Below are 19536 nucleotides of genomic sequence, written 5' to 3' on the forward strand. Positions count from 1 at the left end.
CTGACGATCACCGATACAAAAATAGCCCCGAAATAATTCGGGGCTATTTTGGTTTCTCTCGTTGCTAGCAGCTAGAAGCTAGCACCTGCTTTACAACTTCGCCGCCACTTCCGCGCCCTGCTTGATCGCGCGTTTGGCATCCAGCTCAGCCGCCAGATCGGCGCCACCAATCAGGTGGAAGTTCTTGCCGTCTTCCTTGTACAGCTCACGCAGGGATTCCTGCCCGGCACAAAGAATCACGTTATCCACGTCAAGCACCCGGCTTTCTTCACCAATCTTGATATGCAGGCCCGCATCATCAATTTTTTCGTAGCTGCAGTTTTTCAGCATTTCCACGTTGCGGGACTTGAGCGTGGCACGGTGTACCCAGCCGGAGGTTTTGCCCAGGTCCTTACCCAGCGGCGTCGGCTTGCGCTGCAGCAAGGTGATCTGGCGGGCCGGTTTTTCCGGTGCCGCTTTCACCAGGCCACCGGGGGTGTCACCCGCCATATCCACGCCCCATTCTTTCATCCACTCCGGCAATGGCTGCTCGCCTTCGCGGGGATGTTCGGCCAGAAACTCGGACACATCGAAGCCAATACCACCGGCACCAATGACCGCCACTTTCTCGCCCACCTGGGCGTTACCACGCAGCACGTCCACGTAAGACAACACCTTGGGATGGTCCACACCCGGGATGCCGGGGGTACGCGGAACCACGCCGGTGGCAATAACAATTTCATCGAAGCCGGCGGCTTCCAGATCAGCAATTTCCACCCGGGTATTCAGCTTCATGGTGACCCCAGTGCTTTCCAGTTTTTTGCTGAAATAACGGATGGTGTTATGAAATTCTTCTTTACCCGGCACCACTTTGGCCATGTTGAACTGGCCGCCAATTTCCCCCGCCTGATCAAACAGGGTCACCGCATGGCCTCGCTCTGCCGCCACTGTGGCACAGGACAGGCCGGCCGGGCCTGCGCCCACCACGGCCACTTTCTTAGGCTTGGCGGTCTTCAGGTACAACAGTTCGGTTTCGTGGCAGGCACGGGGATTGACCAGACAGGACGCCCGCTTGAGCTGGAAGGTATGATCCAGACAGGCCTGGTTACAAGCGATACAGGTGTTGATCTCATCCGCCTTGCCCTGCTCGGTTTTCTTGACGAAATCCGGGTCCGCCAGCAACGGGCGCGCCATGGAGACCGCGTCCGCCTGGCCAGCGACCAGAATGGCTTCTGCCACGTCCGGGTCGTTAATACGGTTGGAGGCCACCACCGGGATGGAAACCACGTCTTTTACCTGGCGGGGGGCTTCCACGAAGGCCGCTCGGGGCACAGAGGTAACGATGGTGGGCACGCGTGCTTCGTGCCAGCCAATACCGGAATTAAGCAGGCTCGCGCCAGCGGCTTCCAACTCTTTGGCCAGCGCCAGGACTTCTTCACGGGTCGCGCCATCGGGTACCAGATCCACCACGGAAATACGGAACATGACGATAAAATCGTCGCCGCAGCGCTTGCGCACTTCGCGGACAATTTCCACCGGGAAACGGCGGCGGTTTTCCGCACTGCCACCGTACTTGTCTTTGCGCTTGTTGGTACACGACGCGGTAAACTGGTTAATCAGGTAGCCTTCGGACCCCATGATCTCCACACCATCGTAACCGGCCTTCTTGGCCAGCCATGCGGTATGGGCAAAATCCTTGACCGTCTGCTCCACTTCCTTGGTGGACATGGCCTTGGGCTTGAAGGGGTTGATCGGGCTTTTAATGGCAGACGCCGAACGGGAAAACGGGTGATAACTGTAACGACCGGCGTGGAGAATCTGCAGAGCGATCTTGCCTCCTTCCTGGTGCACGGCATCTGTCACCTTGCGGTGGTTACGCACATCCAAACGGCTGTTGAACAACCCGGCAAAGGGGTAAAACCAAGCTTTCTTGTTGGGGTTGAACCCCCCGGTCACGATCAAGCCAACGCCACCACGGGCCCGCTCGGCAAAGTAGGCCGCCAACTTGGGGAACTGCCAGAAACGGTCTTCAAGACCGGTATGCATGGACCCCATAATCACCCGGTTCTTGATCTGGGTATGCCCCAGATCCAGCGGGGAAAGCAGGTTGGAATAGCGGTTGGCTGTCATGGTGTTGTCTCCAAAGGCATCTGCACCACAGATGGCTACGCGTTGATTAATCTGGACAGCGTCAAGTTAAGCGGTTATTTTGACAGTGTCAAGATTGAAATAGATGCAACAGGCTTCACGCGACACGCCACCACGCAAAAGGCAAGACACTCATGACACAGACCGGCCGCTATCATCACGGCGACCTGCACGATACCTTGCTGCAGGAAGCCAATACGCTGCTCAGTGAGCAAGGCGTTGAGGGTTTATCCTTGCGCAAGCTGGCCGAGCGGGCTGGCGTCTCCCGAACCGCCCCCTATCACCACTTCCGTGACAAGAACGCCCTGCTCTGCGCTTTGGCCACCCAGGCTTTCCAGCAACTGGACGAAATGATCAATCGCCAGCTGCACCAGGCCGGCTCCCAGGAAGGCATTCAGGATTTTGTCCGCGAATACCTGCGCTTTGCCACCGAAAACCCGGAACAATATGAACTGATGTTCGGGCGCACCATCTGGAAAAGCGGCGAGCCCACCGATGAACTGAAAACCATCGCCTACCGTAGCTTCCGACACTACGCCGAGCGGCTGGCGACACTGCTGGCCGGTCGCCTGCCCGCCAGAACGGATTCGCTGCGCGTGGCTCAGGCCAGCTGGGCCACGGTCCACGGCCTGTGTCGCCTGCTGATTGATGGTATCTACGTGAACCGGGAAGATATCGAAACAGTGAGTGAGCAGTCCATTGCCCTGATCATGGCCGCCCTGTCACAGCCTTCTGCCTGACCCTGTGCGCTCATCCCGTGACCGCGACGCTACAAATGAGTGGAACGGTCATGTCCTGCCCGGGCGCGATTGGCTAGCCTGACTGAATCGTCAGGGAGGCTGCCATGAAATCCATTCCAACATTTTGCCGGGTTTGCGAACCCTCCTGTGCACTGATCGCCCAGGTTACCGACGGAACCGTTACCCGCCTGCAACCGGACAAGGCGCACCCGGTCAGCCAAGGGTTTGCCTGCCACAAGGGCCTCAACTACCTGGCCATCCATCAGGATCCGGATCGCCTTGATCAGCCCCTGGCACGGCAAGGCAGCCGCCGGCCCGGTGAGGGCCAATGGCAACCCCGGGACTGGGACAGCGTTGTCACGGACATCGGCGCCACCCTGTCACAGATACACGAACAGTATGGCCCCGACGCCATCGGCGGCTATATTGGCAACCCCTCGGCCTTCAATGCGCTGGGCAGCCAGGCCATTGGCGATTTCTTCATGGCCATGGGCAGCCGGCGTATTTTCAATTCCGGCACCCAGGACTGCGCCAACAAATTCGCCGCCGGCGAGGCGGTGTTCGGCACCAGCACCCTGCACCCGCTACCGGATATTGAACGCACTGACTGCCTGCTGATTTTCGGCGAGAACCCCAAAATTTCTCACATGAGTTTCATCTCCATCGCCGACCCCATGGCCAAAATCCGCAGCGCCTGCCAGCGCGGAGCCAAGGTGTTCTACATCAACCCCCGTCAGATCGAATCCGCCAGCCCCAAAACCGGGGACGTGGTGCAGATTCTGCCGGACACCGACCTCTACCTGATGGCCGCACTGATCCACGAAATCGATGCACTGGGCCGTTTTGATGAACGCGTGATCCGTGACCATGGTTCCCGCATTGAAGACTTGCGCAGTTTTATTGCTCCCTACTCCGCAGACGCCGTGGCCAGCGTGGTGGGACTGGGCGCCGACGCTATCCGCAGCCTGGCGGATACCTTCAGCGGCGCCAACCGGGCCTCCGTGCACATGTCCACCGGCGTCAACATGGGCCAGCACGGCACGCTTTGCTACTGGCTGCTCCAGATGCTGAGCTTTGTGACGGGCAACCTGGACCGTCCCGGTGGCAATTTCTACAGCGAAGGATTTTACCCGGCGGCGAAGGCCGGCCGCGCCCGGCTCGATAACGTATTCTTCCCCTCCCAACACGGCGAAATGCGCCATATCCGCGGCGCCCTGGCTGGCAACCTGTTGCCGGACATGATCCTCGATGATGACAATCCCATCCGCGCCCTGGTGGTCATCGCCGGCAATCCCTTACTCAGCGTGGGTGGCGAAGCCCGCTGGCGCCAGGCGCTGGAAAAACTGGACCTGCTGATCGTCATTGACCTGTTTCGCAATGCCACCGGCGAATACGCCCATTATTTGCTGCCGTCTGCGGATATGCTGGAGCGACCGGACCTGAATATCTGCGGGCTGGGCATGCAATATCAGCCCTACGTGCAATACACCGATGCGGTGGTTACCCCGGCCGGCCAGCGCCGCGAGGAATGGTGGATCCTGTCTCGTCTGTTGCAGGCGATGGCCCTGCACGCCCCCATGCTGGAACAGGACCCGCCCCAGCCGTTTGCCCGGCTCGATCATATGCTGTCACGCTCCGGGCTGTGCGTGGACGCGCTGGCGCAACAGCCGTCCGGCACCGCTGTGCTAGACACCCAATCCATTGGCCGGTTTTATACCGACTTCATTCAAACAGACGACAAACGAGTGGATTGCTGTCCGCCGCTGTTTGCCGATGCCCTGACACTGGCCGACCAGCAATTTCAGGCGCTGAAACAAGCCGCCCCGGCGTTCCGCCTGATCAACCTGCGCACCAACTACATGCATAACAGCTGGTATCAGAACGTGCCAACGCTAAAACGCGGCGCCAACGCCAGTAACTCACTGCACATGCACCCGGCAGATATCGAATCCATGGGAATCCAGGACGGTGACGCCGTCGAAGCCAGCAACGAATACGGGCGAGTGCAGGTTGGCGTGCGCAGCGATAGCAGCTTGCGGCCCGGCGTGGTCGCCATGACCCACGGTTGGGGGAACCGGCAAACGCCGGGTATGCGTGTGGCGCAGCAGCACCCCGGGGTCAACATCAATGCCTTGCTTCCCAATGGCCCCGGCAGTTATGAAAAACTCAGTAATCAGGCTTTTATGAGCGGCGTCCCGGTGTCCATTCAGCCGGTGACGTCCGTGGCCGATCGCGATGCAAGCACTAAGCCGGAGCTCTAACAGCGCAACCCCGGGCAGCAAAAGCATGCTGATACTGCGCTCCCCGGGAATACCTCAGACAATCATTGCCTCAATCAGCTCTGGTGCTCCTTCAGAAAACCCAGCAATGCCTCGCGGTAGTCATCAAACGCTTCGTACTGAGGCACATGACCGATACCCTCCAGCTCCACCAGGGTGGCATCGGGAATACGTTCTGCCGCTTTCTTGCCAAGTTGATCATAGCGACCCAGCTTGGCACGCTCCGCTTCCGGCGCACGATTGCGGCCCAACGCAGTGCGGTCACGGGTACCGATAATCAGCAAGGAAGGCACCGTCAGGCGCGGAAAATCCTGCACGACCGGCTGGCTGTAAATCATGTCGTAGGCCAGTGCCGAATTCCATGCAATGCGCTTATAGTCAGGCCCGCGAATCCAGCCCTGTTGCAAGGTCAGCAGCGGCGCGTAATCCTCTTTCCACTGCCCATCGAAATAACTGGCGGTCATGTAGGCTTTGACCTTTTCCGGTGTTTTCTTCAGCTCACCCTGATACCAGGCATCCACCGATTGCCAGGGCACCACCGGGCGCCAGTCTTCCAGACCGATGGGATTCACTAACACCAATGCGTCGCTGCGTTGCGGAAACATCAACGCAAACCGGGTGGCCAACATGCCGCCCATGGAATGGCCAACCACCGTGGCGCGCTCCACCTTGAGAGTATCCAGCAAGCGACGGGTCTGGTCCGCCAATACCTGGAAACTGTACTGAAAATGAGCAGGTTTGGAGGATTTACCGAAACCGATCTGGTCCGGCACCACCACGCGATAGCCCTGTTTCAACAGAACATCCATGGTGGTTTTCCAATAGGCCCCGGAAAAATTCTTGCCATGGAGCAACAGCACTGTCTGGCCATTGGCCTGCTCCGGCTTCACATCCATATAGGCCATTTCCAGGCTCTGTTGCTGATCAGCCAGCGTCAGGGTCTTTACCGGGTAGGGATACGCAAAATCCGTGAGTCGAGCATCCAGCACGGCCGGATCGGCCAGTGCCGTGCGGGCCAGCAACAGGCAGCACAATGCAGTAAGCCAGCGGCCCCATTGCTGAGACTGGGACAACGGCAGGGACTTCCCCCTCATAAAACCTCCTTGCAGATAAACAGTGTCGACAGTGACCTTTGAGCCCTGTTTCACCCAACCGGTTCCCCACGCACGCCCCAGGCGCTATGCAGGGAAAGGAAAAGACAGCAGCACGCGCAGGCCACCCCAAGGGTTCGGCTTCAGCACCAGCGTACCCTCATAGGCGGCAACCGTATCGCTAACAATCGACAATCCCAGCCCATGGCCAGCTGCGCGTTCATCCAGCCTCTGCCCGCGCTGCAATACCTGCTCGTAGCGGGCCGCCTCAATCCCGGGGCCGTCATCATCAACACACACAATGAATTGCCGGTGATCACCGCCCGTCTCCACCTCCACCGTCAGGGCAATACGCGAATCCGCCCATTTGAACGCGTTATCCAGCACATTCCCCAGCACTTCCAGCATGTCATCCCGGTCAAACGGTTGCGCTGACAGCTTCGCCATCTTCACCTGAACCAGCAGATCACGTTGATGGGCCTGCTCCAGGGTCTTCAGCAATAACGGGATATCGGCCGTCGGGCGAAAGGGATTACTGGCCGTGACACCGGCTGCCACCCGGGCTCGCCCCAGCGCACGACGAATGTTGTCTTCCATCTGTGCGAGCTGCTCGCACAGCATGGCATACAGGGGCGGATCGGAGGCCTGAAGCTCCTCTGTACAACGGTTTTTGAGAATCGCCAGCGGCGTTTTCAGGGCATGGCCCAGGTCACCCAAAGCATGGCGTGAACGCTGTAGCTGCTGCTCGGTATGGCGTTGCAGGCGATTGATTTCCACCACCAGTGGATGCAGCTCCTGCACCACCGCTTCGTTCAGCTCATGGCGCTTGCCGCCCCGCAATTGTTCAATTTCCTTGCGGGCCAGCCGCAACGGCGCCAAGCCACGGTGTAGCAGCCACTGCTGCACCCCGGCCAACAACAGCAATACACCGACCCAAACCAGTAACACGACCGTGCGCGTCTGGTTATAGGTGGTCAAAATCGGTGTGTAATCCTGGGCCACCACCACGGAAACCGGCTGGCCATCTTTCTCGTATTCGCCACGGAAACGTAGCAACTGCTGATCCGATGGCCCGGCTTGCAGTGTCGGCTGCACCCCCGGCGCAGAGGGAAGCGTCAACTGCTGATCCCACAGGGAACGCGAGCGCCAACGCTGATCGCCCAGTAACACCACAAAATAACGCCCGGACAACGGGCGCCGATACGCCGGGTGCAAACGAGACGTATCCAGGCTCAAACGTCCTTGCGAGCCGGCCACCAGAGCCGCCAGCACCCCTGCCGCATCATCTCGCAACTGCAGGCTCAGTGTCTGGCGCTGATCCCGCTCCAGCCACCACAGCGCCCCCTGACTGATCAGCCCGCCGGCCAGCAGCAAGCTGACAAACAGGCTTATTCCCAACCGGCGCCCCATGGAATTCATGGTGCTTTCCCGGAAAAGACATAGCCTTGGCCACGGCGTGTTTTAATCACGGTTTTGCCTAATTTACGGCGCAGACGGTTCACGTGGACTTCCAGCACGTTGGAATCACGGTCGCTTTCATTATCGTAAAGATGGGAGGCCAATTGCCCTTTGGAGAGCAACCGGTCAGGGTTGTGCATGAAGTAGCGAAGCATGCGGAATTCCGCACCGGTAAGGGTAATCTCTTTCTCCCCCGACCAGACACTTTGGCGATTTTCGTCCAGTTTGAAGGTGCCCGCAGTCAACTGAGAAGTGTTCGCTCGTCCGTGGGTGCGGCGCAACAAGGCCTGTACCCTTAACAACAATTCGTCAGGGTGAAACGGTTTGGCAAGATAGTCATCCGCTCCGCTTTGCAGGCCTTCAATGCGTTCGGCCCAACTGTCGCGGGCTGTCAGAACCAGCACAGGCACCTGCTGCCCTTCCGCCCGCCAACGCTGCAAAACTTGCAGGCCATCCAGCCCCGGTAACCCCAGGTCCAGCACCACCAGATCAAAAGGATCATCATTCAGTGCGGGCAAGGCATCCCGGCCATCTGCCAGCCAGTCAACCGCATAGCCATGTTCGCGGAGTAACGGCATTAACTGATCCGCCAGCGGGATACTGTCTTCGACCAACAAGATCCGCATCAGTCGTCACGCTCGTCATCAAGCACCTGGCCGGTGCGAGCATCCATTTCAATCTCGCGTACCACCTGATCCCGGGTCAACACCTCAATTTCGTAGATCAGCAAGCCATCGTCACGCTCCAGCTCGACCTCCAGCACCCGCCCTTGCGGGTAGCGTTGTTCGAGGGTCTCCAGCAGCGAGGCAAACGACAGAATGGCACCCTGTTGGCGCAACTGCAGAGCTTCGTCCTGGCTGATGTCATCGGCCACACTGGACAATGAACACACGCACAACAGGGCGATAAACATCGCCCTGCTCTTGCGTGGCCGTTGACTCGGCACTGTGTGGGAAAGCAAGGACTCAGTCCCGCTCTTCGCCCAACACCTCGCCGTTGCTGGCATCAATGTCCAGATCCCACTCCGCACCCTGCGGGTCACGCAGTTCAACCTGGTAGATGTAACGGCCATACTCGTTTTCCAGCTCCGTGTCGGTAATCTTCGCATCGGGGTGCTTATCCATTGCTACCTTATCCAGTTTATCCAGGGACTGGATAGTGCCGTCTTTCACTAGCGAATCGATTTGGCTGTGGGGAACATCATCCGCCTGTACTGCACTCACAGAAGCTAGACCCAATACCGCAGCGATCAATGTTGTCTTGGTCAAAGTCATGTTTGCTCTCCTTTTCGTTGAAGTCGAGAGAAGACTAGCCCACCAACCTGAATGGAACCTGAATCCGGGCTGACATCGACCTGAATCACAGGCAGGAAATGCCCTGCCATCCGGCAACCGTTCAAGCTCCCCTTCTGCCCCCTGAAAACGTGACGCGGTTATCTTTTTTCCATGGATACGTTATATTTCCCTGATAATTATTCGCGTCCAAGGGTCGGCCATTCACAGGATTCGACCGACAGGACACGGGCCGAGCTGGCCTCTCGAAGAACACCGCAAAGCTATTCATGGGGGGATGGGGCTGCGGTAAAGGGGGAACGCTGTCTGTATGGACGGATTACTGGATTTTATTGGGGAAATTTACGAAGCGTCCTACAACCCGGGCCACTGGAACCGGGTGATGACACTACTGTGTGAAAACGTCATGGACGCCCGTTCCGGAGCGATTTTCATTGAGGATCACCAGGGTGGAACCCGGAGCATGATCGGCTACCACGGCTTGCCCAAGGCCGTGGTAGCGTCCTACCGGTTTGGCATAGGCAAGTATGACTATACCTTTCAAGCTCAACGGGATGAGCCCGTCGGCCAGGCGCGGCAAATCATTGACTCCCGGGCAGTGAAAGACGCCCACCCGTATTATTTCCGGCTGATTCTCAAACCCAATGATATCGGCTTCATTTCCGGCATGAACATCTTCCACGACAAGGAATGGCTCGTGGGTATTGGCCTGCACCGATCATTCAGTGCGGAACCGTTTTCCGATACGGATATTGCCAAATTACGGCTGCTCTACCCGCACTTCAAACGGGCCATCCGCATTCACCGTGAGTTCCACCGCCTGCGCACACGCCAGCAAACCCTGCACAGCGCACTGTCGCGGTTTATGCTCGGCCTGATTATTCTTGAACCGGATGGCACGGTGACCTACCGCAATCCGGTTGCCGATGCGCTGCTGGCCCAGCATAACGGCTTGGCCCTGACCGGTGCGGGCATCAAAGCTTATTACGCGGATGAAGATGCCCGCCTTGCCCGCCTGATTGCAGAGCAGGCCAAAGCCGCCCCCAAGGACATTACCACCCGCAACACCGCCATCGGGCTGCACCATCCAGACCGAGATAACGCGCTGACGGTCATGCTCGCTACCCTGAATGAAGACCAGACACCGAACGGTGAGCCCATCAACGGTACCGTAGCACTGTATATTTCCGATCCTGACTCGCCATTGAACATACCGGCAGAGACCCTGCGTTCGCTCTATGAAATGACCCCGTCAGAATCCAGTGTGGCCATTGCCCTGGCCAACGGCCTGAGCCCCGGCCAGATCGCGGATAACAATGGAACATCCGTCGATACCGTGCGCTCACAGCTGAAAGCCATCTACAGCAAAATGGGGGTCAACAAACAACAGGATGTGATTCGCACCCTGTTATCCGGCGCCATGCAGGTACGGTGATCAACGCATTACTGCACAGCCCGATAAAAATCGGAGACATAAAAAAACCGGCCACGTGGCCGGTTTTTTTATTACCAGGTGGGAGCGATTACTTTTCGAGAATCGCGACCACACCCTGACCACCCGCAGCGCACACAGAGATCAGTGCACGGCCGGAGCCTTTCTCGTTCAGCAACTTGGCGGCGTTGGCGATAATACGGCCACCGGTGGCAGCAAACGGGTGACCGGCTGCCAGAGAGGAGCCTTTCACGTTCAGCTTGCTGCGATCGATGCTACCCAACGGCTTGTCACGACCCAGCTTCTCTTTACAGAAGCTTTCGTCTTCCCACATTTTCAGAGTGGTCAGCACCTGAGACGCAAAAGCTTCATGGATTTCGTAGAAATCGAAGTCCTGCAGGGTGATACCGGCCTTGTCCAGCATGCTCGGTACGGCGTACGCCGGCGCCATCAACAGGCCCTCTTTCTTGCCGATAAAGTCAACGGCGGCCGCTTCACCCAGGGTCAGGTAGGCCAGTACCGGCAGACCACGCTCCTTGGCCCACTCTTCTGTGGCCAGCAGCACCGTGGAGGCACCATCGGTCAGCGGAGTGGAGTTGGCCGGGGTCATGGTGCCGTCCGGACCGCCGAAGCAGGGTTTCAGGGTGGCCAGCTTTTCCAGGGTGGAATCGCCACGCATGTTGTTGTCGCGCTCCAGGCCATTGAAAGGCGTAATCAGGTCATCCTGCCAGCCATCTTCATAGGATTTGGCCAGGTTCTGGTGAGAGCGCCATGCCAACTCATCCTGCGCTTCACGGGGAATGCCCCACTCAGCGGCAGTAATCGCCTGGTGCTCACCCATGGACAGACCGGTACGCGGCTCGCCATTTTTCGGGATGTCGGGCATCAGGGATTTCGGGTTCAACAGTTTCAGGCCCAGCTTGGCGCGCTCGCCATTTGTCTTGGCACGGTTCAGCGCCATAAACACTTTACGGGCATCTTCGTTCACACCCAGCGGCGCATCCGAGGTGGTATCCACACCGCCGGCGATGGCGCAATCGATCTGGCCCAGGGCGATCTTGTTGGCCACAAGAATGGCCGCTTCCAGGCCAGTGCCACAGGCTTGCTGCAGGTCGTAGGCCGGAGTTTCCGGGGCCAGTTTGGAGCCCAATACGGCTTCACGAACCAGGTTGAAGTCACGGGCGTGCTTCATCACTGCGCCTGCGGCCACTTCATCAATCTTCTCACCGTGCAGCTTGAAGCGATCGACCAGGCCATCCAGAGCTGCTGTGAGCATGTCCTGGTTGCTGGTGTCGATGTAGGCGCTGTTGGAACGGGCAAACGGGATACGGTTACCACCAATAATGGCGACCTTACGAACGGCTTTACCTGCCAGCATAATCTTTTCCTCTAGAGATGGACGGTCATCAATGACGACGACGGTGGCTAATTTGGCCACGGTATTCACTCGACAGGGCGCAGTCTACCCCCAACCGGGCCGGCCTCATTGGCTCAAACGACTGTTTGACGGCCGGGGCCGGTCAATACACCCGTCACACTGCAGTGATTCAATACGCGCCAGTGTGCGACAGGGCGGATTTTCCTGCCCTACGAAAGAAGGCGTATTTTCAACCCTTCTTTACGCGCCACCCCTTTAAACCCGTTCCGCTTACCCTAAAGGTAAAGGAACACATTCATCATTCGATGGAAAAGGACAGGACCATGAGCGATACCTATCAGACGATTGCCAACTCTCCCATGGGCAAGGCGCTATTCGGCGCAATCAACTTGCCGATTCCGGTTATTCTGGAGCGCTGGCAGCCTGGCCAGGCGTCCTTTATCAAAGGCCGCGTTCTGGTAGGTGCCGCCAATGGTTCCACCGGCATCGCTAGCGTACTGAGCACCCTTAAAGGGTCGCCGGACGCGCAAGTCGCTGTGCTGGCCAATACCGCCAACGCCACTGACCTGCAGAAACAAGCCGGCAAGCTCGGCGTGGATGCGGACAACTACACCGCCAGCCGCGATGACGACGCCAAATTCAAAGGCCTGGTATTCGACGCCACCGGCATCCAGAACCCGGACGAACTGAAAGCCCTGTGGGATTTCTTCCACCCGGTGATTCGCAAGCTGGATAAATGCGCCCGCGTTGTCGTGATCGGTCGCACTCCGGAAAAACAGGCTGGCGCCGCGCGTGTTGCCCAGCGTGCACTGGAAGGGTTTACCCGCTCCGTGGGCAAGGAAATCAAGAAAGGCGCCACCGCCCAGCTGGTCTATGTGGATGAAGGTGCCGAAGCGCAGCTGGCGTCTCCGCTACACTTCTTCCTGTCACCAAAATCCGCTTACGTCTCCGGCCAGGTAGTACGGGTTACCAAAGCCGGTTTCAAAGCTGCCAAATTCGACTGGGATAAACCCCTGGCAGGCAAGAAAGCCCTGGTTACCGGTGGTTCTCGCGGCATTGGTGCCGCCATTGCCGAAGTACTGGCCCGTGACGGCGCTACCGTCACCGTGCTGGACATTCCGCCCATGGCCGACGACCTGAACGCGGTAGCAGCCCAGATTGGTGGTGACACCCTGGAAATGGATATCACCGCTGACGAAGCCCCGGCAGCCATCGCCGCAAAAGCCAAGGCCATTGGCGGCTATGACGTGGTCGTCCACAACGCCGGTGTAACCCGCGACAAGATGCTGGGTAACATGCCGGAAAAATTCTGGGACATGGTGCTGAACATCAACATCGCCAGCCAGCTGCGCATTAACGACGCCCTGCTTTCCAGCGGTGGTTTGGGCAAAGGCGCCAGCATCATTTCCATCAGCTCCATCGCTGGCATTGCCGGTAACCTGGGCCAGACTAACTACGGTTGCTCCAAGGCTGCGGTAATCGGCATGGTCGATGCGTTCAAGGACGAATACGCCGAGCAAGGCATCACCATCAACGCCGTCGCACCGGGTTTCATCGAAACCCAGATGACTGCCGCCATTCCCTTCACCATCCGTGAAGCGGGCCGTCGCATGAACGCCATGAACCAGGGCGGTCAGCCGGTGGACGTGGCCGAAACCATCGCCTTCTTTGCCAGCCCGGCCTCCCAGGGCCTGACCGGCAACGTAGTGCGCGTGTGTGGCCAGATGCTGCTGGGGGCCTAAACCCGCAGCAGGCCCCATGCTTCACGCAAGAAGCAACAAGAAGCCGCGCCCACAGGGTGCGGCTTTTTTGTGGGCTGCAGGCCACGCTTTCTACAGCGCCGCTGCAGGAGCCAGAGTGCAGCCCTAAAGCAGTAAAAAAAGACCCCGCCGGTTATCCGGCGAGGTCTTTATATTCCACGCTCTCCCGAGGTGGATAGCACAAGGAGTCGAGGTTGATCAGGCGGCCTCAGCCACGTCTTTCTGTGCCTTTTTGGCTGCCTTCGCTTCAGCTCGGGCTTTTGCCTTAGCCGCACCACCGGGCATGAAGTTGCGAACGTCCCAATAGAAGTAACGCTTCAACACGCTATTGGCTTCATCATCATTCTGGCGCCAGCCATACATCTTGGGTTTCTCTTTCTCGATGGCCAGAGTGCCGAAAATCAGCCAGTCGTAGATGGCCAGGGTAGCCGTCACGTTCTTGGCGGAGTTCGGGCCACGGGAGTGGTGATGGTGATGCTGGGTCGGAAAGGTAATCACGTGTGCCAGTGCCCACATGGTTTTACGCACCCAGGCCCATTTGTGATTGTGGAAGTACAGATCCCAGTTCCAGTTCACATGGGTCTGGGCCGCCCACAGACCTTTAAAGGCCGTCGCCACAAGGAAGACTTCCACCAGGCCCAAATACAAACAAGCCAGTTGGAAGGCGTAGTTAGGCATGATGAACCACCAGGCCCAGCCATTCACAAAGGTCTGCGTCACAGACAGCTGCCCCTTGCTGTCCTGGCCGCCAGCCAGGTGATGGGGCCGATGGCTCATCTTGTAGAACGCCTGAACCCACTGCAGCGCCTTGTTCTTCGGGCGGCGACTGTGGGCAAACAGGTGAAAAGAGCCATGCAGGAATTCTTCGATGCAGAAGAAGGCAATCAGGGTCGGCCAGAAATACTCGCTTTGCAGCCAGGCAAGAGAGCCAGCGCTGGCCGGGAAAAGACCGGTCAACGCCAGGGTAATCAACAGCAGCATCAGCGGGCGCTGAATAGCCACCATCATGAAAGTGGCAAGAAACGCGACTTTCCAGTCCTGGCGAGTCTTTCTTCCTTCGCGGGTGCGGCCCGCAAAGACTTCCCAGATGGCGGTGATAACGATGAAGGTGGTGACTGACAAGGTCAGTATCTGGTCCATGGGTATTCTCCCGGTTGTTGTTATGCGCATCTCCAAACTAGACAGACTGTATTTATCTTTCTAATTGATATTTGATATAACTAATATCCATGAAACTGAATTTACGCAGTATCGACCTGAATCTGTTGCCCGTCTTCGATGCCATAATGGAAGCCGGTCAGCTCTCCCGTGCCGCGGAATCTCTGGGCATGAGCCAGCCCGCAATCAGCGCCGCCCTGCAGCGCCTGCGCCACACCTTTGGCGACATCCTGTTTGTTCGCACCCACCACGGCATGACACCGACCCCCCGGGCCCGGGAGCTACATGATCAGCTTGGCCCGCAGCTGGTCGCCTTGCGCGACACCCTGAACCCGGAAAACCGTTTCGACCCGGCCACCAGCCAGCGTCATTTTCGCATTCTCAGCGTGGATTATTTTGAAATGGTGGTGCTCGGCCCACTGTTGGCCACGCTCCGGCAGCAGGCTCCCCATGTGGTGCTGGAAATCATTGCTGCCGACGACGACATGCCTGACGAGCTTCACAAGGGCCGGGCGGATTTATCTGTGGATGCCTTTGTGGCCGATGACGACCGCCTGCAGCGCAATGTATTGCTTGAAGAAAAGCTGGTCGTCATCGCCCGGCGGGGCCACCCTCACATCAAGGGGCACTGCAACAAACAGCAATTCCTGGATGCGGAACATGTGGTGCTGCCGAACCGCAACCGGCAGCTACCCCTGGATCAAATTCTCAATGCTCCCGGTTGGCAGCGGCGCACCGGGGCCCGGGTTACCCAGTTTGCCAGCATACTGGCGGTTTGCGGCGGCTCGGACCTGATTGCCACCGTCCCCGACCGGCTCGCTCAGCGGTACGCCGAAACCATGCAGCTGCAAGTACTGCCCTTCCCCGTTGCACTGCCACCGGTCCCCATCTACATGATCTGGTCCCCGACCCAGCAACGCGACCCCGCCCACCGCTGGCTTCGCCAGCAACTGGAGCACACCATCGCGCAGGAACCTGCCCCTTGAATTCAGGTCCAATCATGACCACATACTGACTATTGACGGTAAACAGGACACCCCCATGGGTTTTGGTCGCGTTTTCTTTTTCATTTTCGGTTTTGCCCTGCTGGAAGTACTGGTGCTGGCACAGGTAGCTGGCGCCATCGGCTGGCCAATCACTATTGTTGCCACGGTGATAACCGCTCTTCTGGGCAGCTATCTGTTCCGCCGCCAAGGTCTGGATACCTGGGTACGCCTGAATCAGCGCATGCAACAGGGTGAAATGCCCGGGCAGGAAATGGTGGAAGGCATGATGCTGCTGCTCGGCGGCGCCCTGCTGATCACCCCCGGCTTTATTACCGACACCGTCGGCTTTGCCTTGTTACTTCCGGGCTCGCGTCGGTGGATGGCCAACAAGGTGATCCAGAAAGGCTCCCTGCAGGGGTTCACCACCGTGCAAGGTGCCGGGTTTGCCTACACGCGCAGCCACTACACCGGTGCAGGCCCCAACCCGTTCCAGCAACGGCCGGGCAGCAACGATGACCGGACCACCCTTAGCGGTGACACCATTGACGGTGAATCACACCGCACAGATCGCTAACCCCTTACGCTCCTCGTCTTCTGACCGTCAGCTCGAACACCGCAGGGGCGAGCTGACGACCAAGTTGAAAACCTCCTCCCTGCCCCAGCACATCACTTTCACTGAATGACAAGAAGAATGCGCCATCCACGGGTCAATGCTGCCCGCCACCAGGTTAGGAAGTGCTCGCCGCCCCTGCTAGACTGCGCCGCCTCGCGGTAGACTCAGAGCTCGCACGGTGGAGGCACCATGAATCCGTTATTCAATCCCATTGTCTGGTCCGTATTGATCCTGATGGGCCTCAGCCTTGCCCGCATGAATGTGGTGTTGGCGCTACTGTGCGCCGCGCTGGTGGCAGGACTGGGCAGTGGACTGGAATTGCAAAGCACGCTTTCCGCTTTCACTGACGGGTTAGGCGACGGTGCCAACATTGCCCTCAGCTATGCGCTACTGGGGGCTTTTGCCGTGGCCATCGCCCGCTCCGGCATCACCGAATGGCTGGCCGGGCGCATTATCGAAAAACTCGGCCGCTCGCCAGCACCGAGCCAGCTTCGCCGCATTCGCACCCTGCTGCTCACCGTGCTGCTGGCAGCTGCGATCATGAGCCAGAATCTGGTGCCCATTCATATCGCCTTCATCCCGATTCTGGTGCCACCCTTGCTGGAAGTGATGCACCAGCTACGCCTGGATCGCCGGCTGGCCGCATGCATCCTGACCTTTGGACTGATCACCCCCTACATGGTGTTGCCAGTGGGTTTCGGCAGCATTTTCCTGCACACCCAACTGGGCCCCAGCCTGGCCAAGGCCGGCCTTGAGCTACCCAACGACACCCTGCCGCTGGCCATGCTGCTACCCGCTGCGGGCATGGTGGTTGGGCTGCTGCTTGCCATAATCCGTTACCGCAAACCCCGTGATTACCAGCCCGTACAGCTGCCCGGCGAAGAACAACATGCCCCTCTCTCGGTACGCAACGTGGTCGTCGCCGCCCTGGCATTGGTGTCCGCGCTGGCCCTGCAGCTTTACAGCGACTCGATTATTCTCGGCGCACTGGTGGGTTTTCTGGTCTTTACAGCGGGCGGAGTGGTGCCCTGGCGGGATTCTCAGGATGCCTTCACCCAGGGGGTAAAAATGATGTCCCTGATCGGCTTCATCATGATCGCCGCTAACGGCTATGCCTCTGTCGTGAATGCCAGCGGCCAGGTTCCCGTATTGGTGGAAGCGGTAACCAGTGGTTTGCAAAGCCCGCCTGTTGCGGCCGCCCTGTTGCTGCTACTCGGCCTCTTTGTGACCCTGGGGATTGGCTCATCGTTTTCCACCATTCCCATCATCACCACCCTGTATGTGCCCCTCTGCCTGGCACTGGGCTTTTCTCCCCTGGCCACGGCAGCACTGGTGGGCAGCGCCGCTGCTCTCGGAGATGCCGGCTCACCGGCATCAGACTCCACTCTGGGCCCCACCGCCGGCCTCAATGCGGACGGTCAGCACGACCACATCCGCGACACAGTGATTCCCACCTTCCTGCACTACAACTTGCCGCTGATTGCCGCCGGGTGGCTGGCGGCCATGGTGCTTTAAACAGGCGGCGGCCAAGTGATAACGAAAAAAGGCGCCAAGGGCGCCTTTTTTATTTCACTAGAGCCTGGCTACTGCCTTAGCCCAGCGCGTCCTCTTCCGCTTTCAACTTGCGGTACTCAATGGGGGTCATCCCCACCCAGCGTTTGAATGCACGGTAAAAGGTGGAAGGCTCGGAAAAGCCGGTGAGATACACAATTTCATCAATGGATTCATCGGTACCGGCCAGCAGACGTTTGGCCAGACGGCAACGGTAATCGGCCACCAGCTGGTTGAAGTTGGTGCCGGCATCCGCCAGCCGCGTGCGCAATTGCCGCGCCTTGATACCCAACCGTTCCGCCACCTCTTCCAGATTGGCGTGGCCGGATTCCAGTAATTCACCAATCAGCCGGTTCACCTGAGCGACAAGATCCTGTTTTTCCAGCCGGGCGACCTGTTCACTGGCGAGCTGTTCGTGCAGGTGCAACAGCTCCGGTTCGTGATGGGCGGATGGCAGAGTCATGACCTTGGCATCGAAATACATGCCCACACTGGGCATATCGAATTTCACCGGGCAATCGAACAAACGCTCATATTCCAGCTGATCCGCATGGCGGGCGTGGCCAAAATGCACCTCCACCGGTTCAAACGCATCATCGGTAACGAAACGGAAAAACTTGATCACGCCCATCATCATGCACTCATTGAGATGACTGAGACGATTACTCCAGATCATTTGCTTGAGGAAAACCCGATCGCCCTCCTCAAACAGTTCTCCCTGGGCGGCATCGGACAGCAAGCGCTGATAATCCAGCGCCCGCTTCAAGCCTTCGCCAAAGGTCGGACTGGACAGGAACAGGTACTCCAGCACCTGGCCTTTATAGACGGGAATATGTTCACCCAGATGCAACCCGATATGTTCATCGCCAGACACTTTTTCCAAAGCCTGCCAGAACCATTCCTGGGCATCATGAGGAGTGCGCAGGTCAGGGACCTGCAAAATGGACTTGTCGAGCCCAACCTCCGCCAACACGGCATCGGCATCAATACCGGCTTTTACCATGGCCTTGTAGGCCATCCGTAACAGCACACCGGAATCCGTCATTTCTGCCATGCGTTGCCTTGTCCCCAATACAAAAAAAGCTACTCTCAGAATCACTGAGAGTAGCATAAGGATGGCAGGGCCGGAACCAGCGCAGGCCCGGCCCGAACCAGGAGATCAAACCGCGCTGGGACGATCAGGCAGCCTTGCGGTTTTCTGACTGCGGTTCACGGGTAAGAGACACTACTTTGGCTCGCAGACCATCGAGCGGGCCTTTCTTGCTGTCGCCTTCAGTTTTGTTGGGCAGGGACAGTTTGAAGATCCGTTTCCAGACGCTCAGAGACTGCCGCATGAACGACCCGGTGTTGTACGGCAGGCCGTGTTTTTCACAAATAGCGCGTACTTCCGGAGCGATTCTCGCGTAACGGTGAGCCGGCAGATCGGGGAACAGGTGGTGCTCGATCTGGAAGCTCAGGTTGCCGCTCATCACGTGCATCAGACGGCCACCTTCAAAGTTGGCCGAGCCCAGCAGCTGACGTACATACCACTGGCCACGGGTCTCGTTCTCGATCACGGATTCCGGGAACTGTTCCACCTCTTCCGGGAAGTGACCGTTATAGATCACCTGGGAAGACCACAGGTTGCGCGCCACATTGGCCGCCATATTACCGGCGAACACGAAGGGGGCG

At 58.4% G+C, this 19536-nt stretch carries 17 protein-coding genes; 7 read left to right on the plus strand and 10 right to left on the minus strand.

Translation table 11 applies throughout. The annotated features are described in order from the left end of the window. Nucleotides 1-90: 90 nt before the first annotated feature. Nucleotides 91-2109, minus strand: a complete 2019-nt coding sequence (locus CL546_RS03705) for an NADPH-dependent 2,4-dienoyl-CoA reductase (protein ID WP_290493079.1) — start codon at nt 2107-2109, stop codon at nt 91-93. 152 nt (nt 2110-2261) lie between these two features. Here CL546_RS03705 and CL546_RS03710 point away from each other — a divergent pair, with 152 nt between their 5' ends. Together CL546_RS03710 and CL546_RS03715 are read left to right on the plus strand one after the other, a co-directional pair. Beyond that, complete coding sequence (locus tag CL546_RS03710) at nt 2262-2867, plus strand: TetR/AcrR family transcriptional regulator (protein ID WP_290493080.1); 606 nt, start codon at nt 2262-2264, stop codon at nt 2865-2867. Between the two features lie 104 nt (nt 2868-2971). After that, entirely contained in the window at nt 2972-5128 is a 2157-nt protein-coding gene (locus CL546_RS03715; protein WP_290493081.1) for a molybdopterin-containing oxidoreductase family protein, read from the plus strand. Between the two features lie 74 nt (nt 5129-5202). Here the strand turns inward: CL546_RS03715 and CL546_RS03720 are convergent, their stop codons facing one another. The 5 genes from CL546_RS03720 to CL546_RS03740 form a co-directional block, all read right to left on the minus strand. After that, the gene (locus CL546_RS03720; RefSeq protein WP_290493082.1) at nt 5203-6240 is read right to left on the minus strand and encodes an alpha/beta fold hydrolase; all 1038 of its coding nucleotides are present in this window, start codon (nt 6238-6240) and stop codon (nt 5203-5205) included. A gap of 84 nt (nt 6241-6324) precedes the next feature. Continuing rightward, nucleotides 6325-7656: a sensor histidine kinase gene (locus tag CL546_RS03725; RefSeq protein ID WP_290493083.1), complete on the minus strand. Its 1332-nt coding sequence runs from the start codon at nt 7654-7656 to the stop codon at nt 6325-6327. After that, nucleotides 7653-8321 (minus strand): response regulator transcription factor, encoded by a 669-nt coding sequence (locus CL546_RS03730; protein ID WP_290493084.1) that lies wholly within the window; start codon nt 8319-8321, stop codon nt 7653-7655. The genes CL546_RS03725 and CL546_RS03730 overlap by 4 nt, the downstream gene beginning before the upstream one ends. Then, complete coding sequence (locus CL546_RS03735; protein ID WP_290493085.1) at nt 8321-8608, minus strand: PepSY domain-containing protein; 288 nt, start codon at nt 8606-8608, stop codon at nt 8321-8323. The genes CL546_RS03730 and CL546_RS03735 overlap by 1 nt, the downstream gene beginning before the upstream one ends. Before the next feature lie 52 nt (nt 8609-8660). Further along, nucleotides 8661-8969 carry a PepSY domain-containing protein gene (locus CL546_RS03740; RefSeq protein WP_290493086.1) on the minus strand — a complete coding sequence of 103 codons (309 nt, stop codon included), beginning with the start codon at nt 8967-8969 and terminating at the stop codon, nt 8661-8663. A gap of 328 nt (nt 8970-9297) precedes the next feature. Here CL546_RS03740 and CL546_RS03745 point away from each other — a divergent pair, with 328 nt between their 5' ends. Then, the gene (locus CL546_RS03745) at nt 9298-10422 is read left to right on the plus strand and encodes a helix-turn-helix transcriptional regulator (RefSeq protein ID WP_290493087.1); all 1125 of its coding nucleotides are present in this window, start codon (nt 9298-9300) and stop codon (nt 10420-10422) included. An 88-nt stretch (nt 10423-10510) separates the two neighbouring features. On the opposite strand, the gene CL546_RS03750 is transcribed toward CL546_RS03745, so the two are convergent. After that, entirely contained in the window at nt 10511-11797 is a 1287-nt protein-coding gene (locus tag CL546_RS03750) for an acetyl-CoA C-acetyltransferase (protein WP_290493088.1), read from the minus strand. 323 nt (nt 11798-12120) lie between these two features. Between CL546_RS03750 and CL546_RS03755 the strand changes: the two genes are divergently transcribed. After that, nucleotides 12121-13539, plus strand: a complete 1419-nt coding sequence (locus CL546_RS03755) for a 3-oxoacyl-ACP reductase (RefSeq protein ID WP_290493089.1) — start codon at nt 12121-12123, stop codon at nt 13537-13539. A 216-nt stretch (nt 13540-13755) separates the two neighbouring features. Here CL546_RS03755 and CL546_RS03760 read toward each other — a convergent pair whose 3' ends face one another. Continuing rightward, the gene (locus tag CL546_RS03760) at nt 13756-14697 is read right to left on the minus strand and encodes a sterol desaturase family protein (protein WP_290493090.1); all 942 of its coding nucleotides are present in this window, start codon (nt 14695-14697) and stop codon (nt 13756-13758) included. Between the two features lie 89 nt (nt 14698-14786). On the opposite strand from CL546_RS03760, the gene CL546_RS03765 reads away from it, so the two are divergent. The 3 genes from CL546_RS03765 (at nt 14787) to CL546_RS03775 (ending at nt 17829) form a co-directional block, all read left to right on the plus strand. Then, nucleotides 14787-15701: a LysR family transcriptional regulator gene (locus CL546_RS03765; RefSeq protein WP_290493091.1), complete on the plus strand. Its 915-nt coding sequence runs from the start codon at nt 14787-14789 to the stop codon at nt 15699-15701. Nucleotides 15702-15756: 55 nt separating this feature from the next. Beyond that, complete coding sequence (locus CL546_RS03770) at nt 15757-16275, plus strand: FxsA family protein (RefSeq protein WP_290493092.1); 519 nt, start codon at nt 15757-15759, stop codon at nt 16273-16275. 228 nt (nt 16276-16503) lie between these two features. Beyond that, nucleotides 16504-17829 carry a Na+/H+ antiporter family protein gene (locus CL546_RS03775; RefSeq protein ID WP_290493093.1) on the plus strand — a complete coding sequence of 442 codons (1326 nt, stop codon included), beginning with the start codon at nt 16504-16506 and terminating at the stop codon, nt 17827-17829. A 76-nt stretch (nt 17830-17905) separates the two neighbouring features. Here CL546_RS03775 and CL546_RS03780 read toward each other — a convergent pair whose 3' ends face one another. Beyond that, the gene (locus CL546_RS03780) at nt 17906-18919 is read right to left on the minus strand and encodes an AraC family transcriptional regulator (protein WP_007148364.1); all 1014 of its coding nucleotides are present in this window, start codon (nt 18917-18919) and stop codon (nt 17906-17908) included. A gap of 124 nt (nt 18920-19043) precedes the next feature. Beyond that, nucleotides 19044-19536, minus strand: a 493-nt coding sequence (locus CL546_RS03785; protein WP_290493094.1) for a fatty acid desaturase family protein, incomplete at its 5' end; no start/stop codon positions are given.

This window comes from Alcanivorax sp. (assembly GCF_002726155.1).
Lineage (GTDB): Bacteria > Pseudomonadota > Gammaproteobacteria > Pseudomonadales > Alcanivoracaceae > Alcanivorax.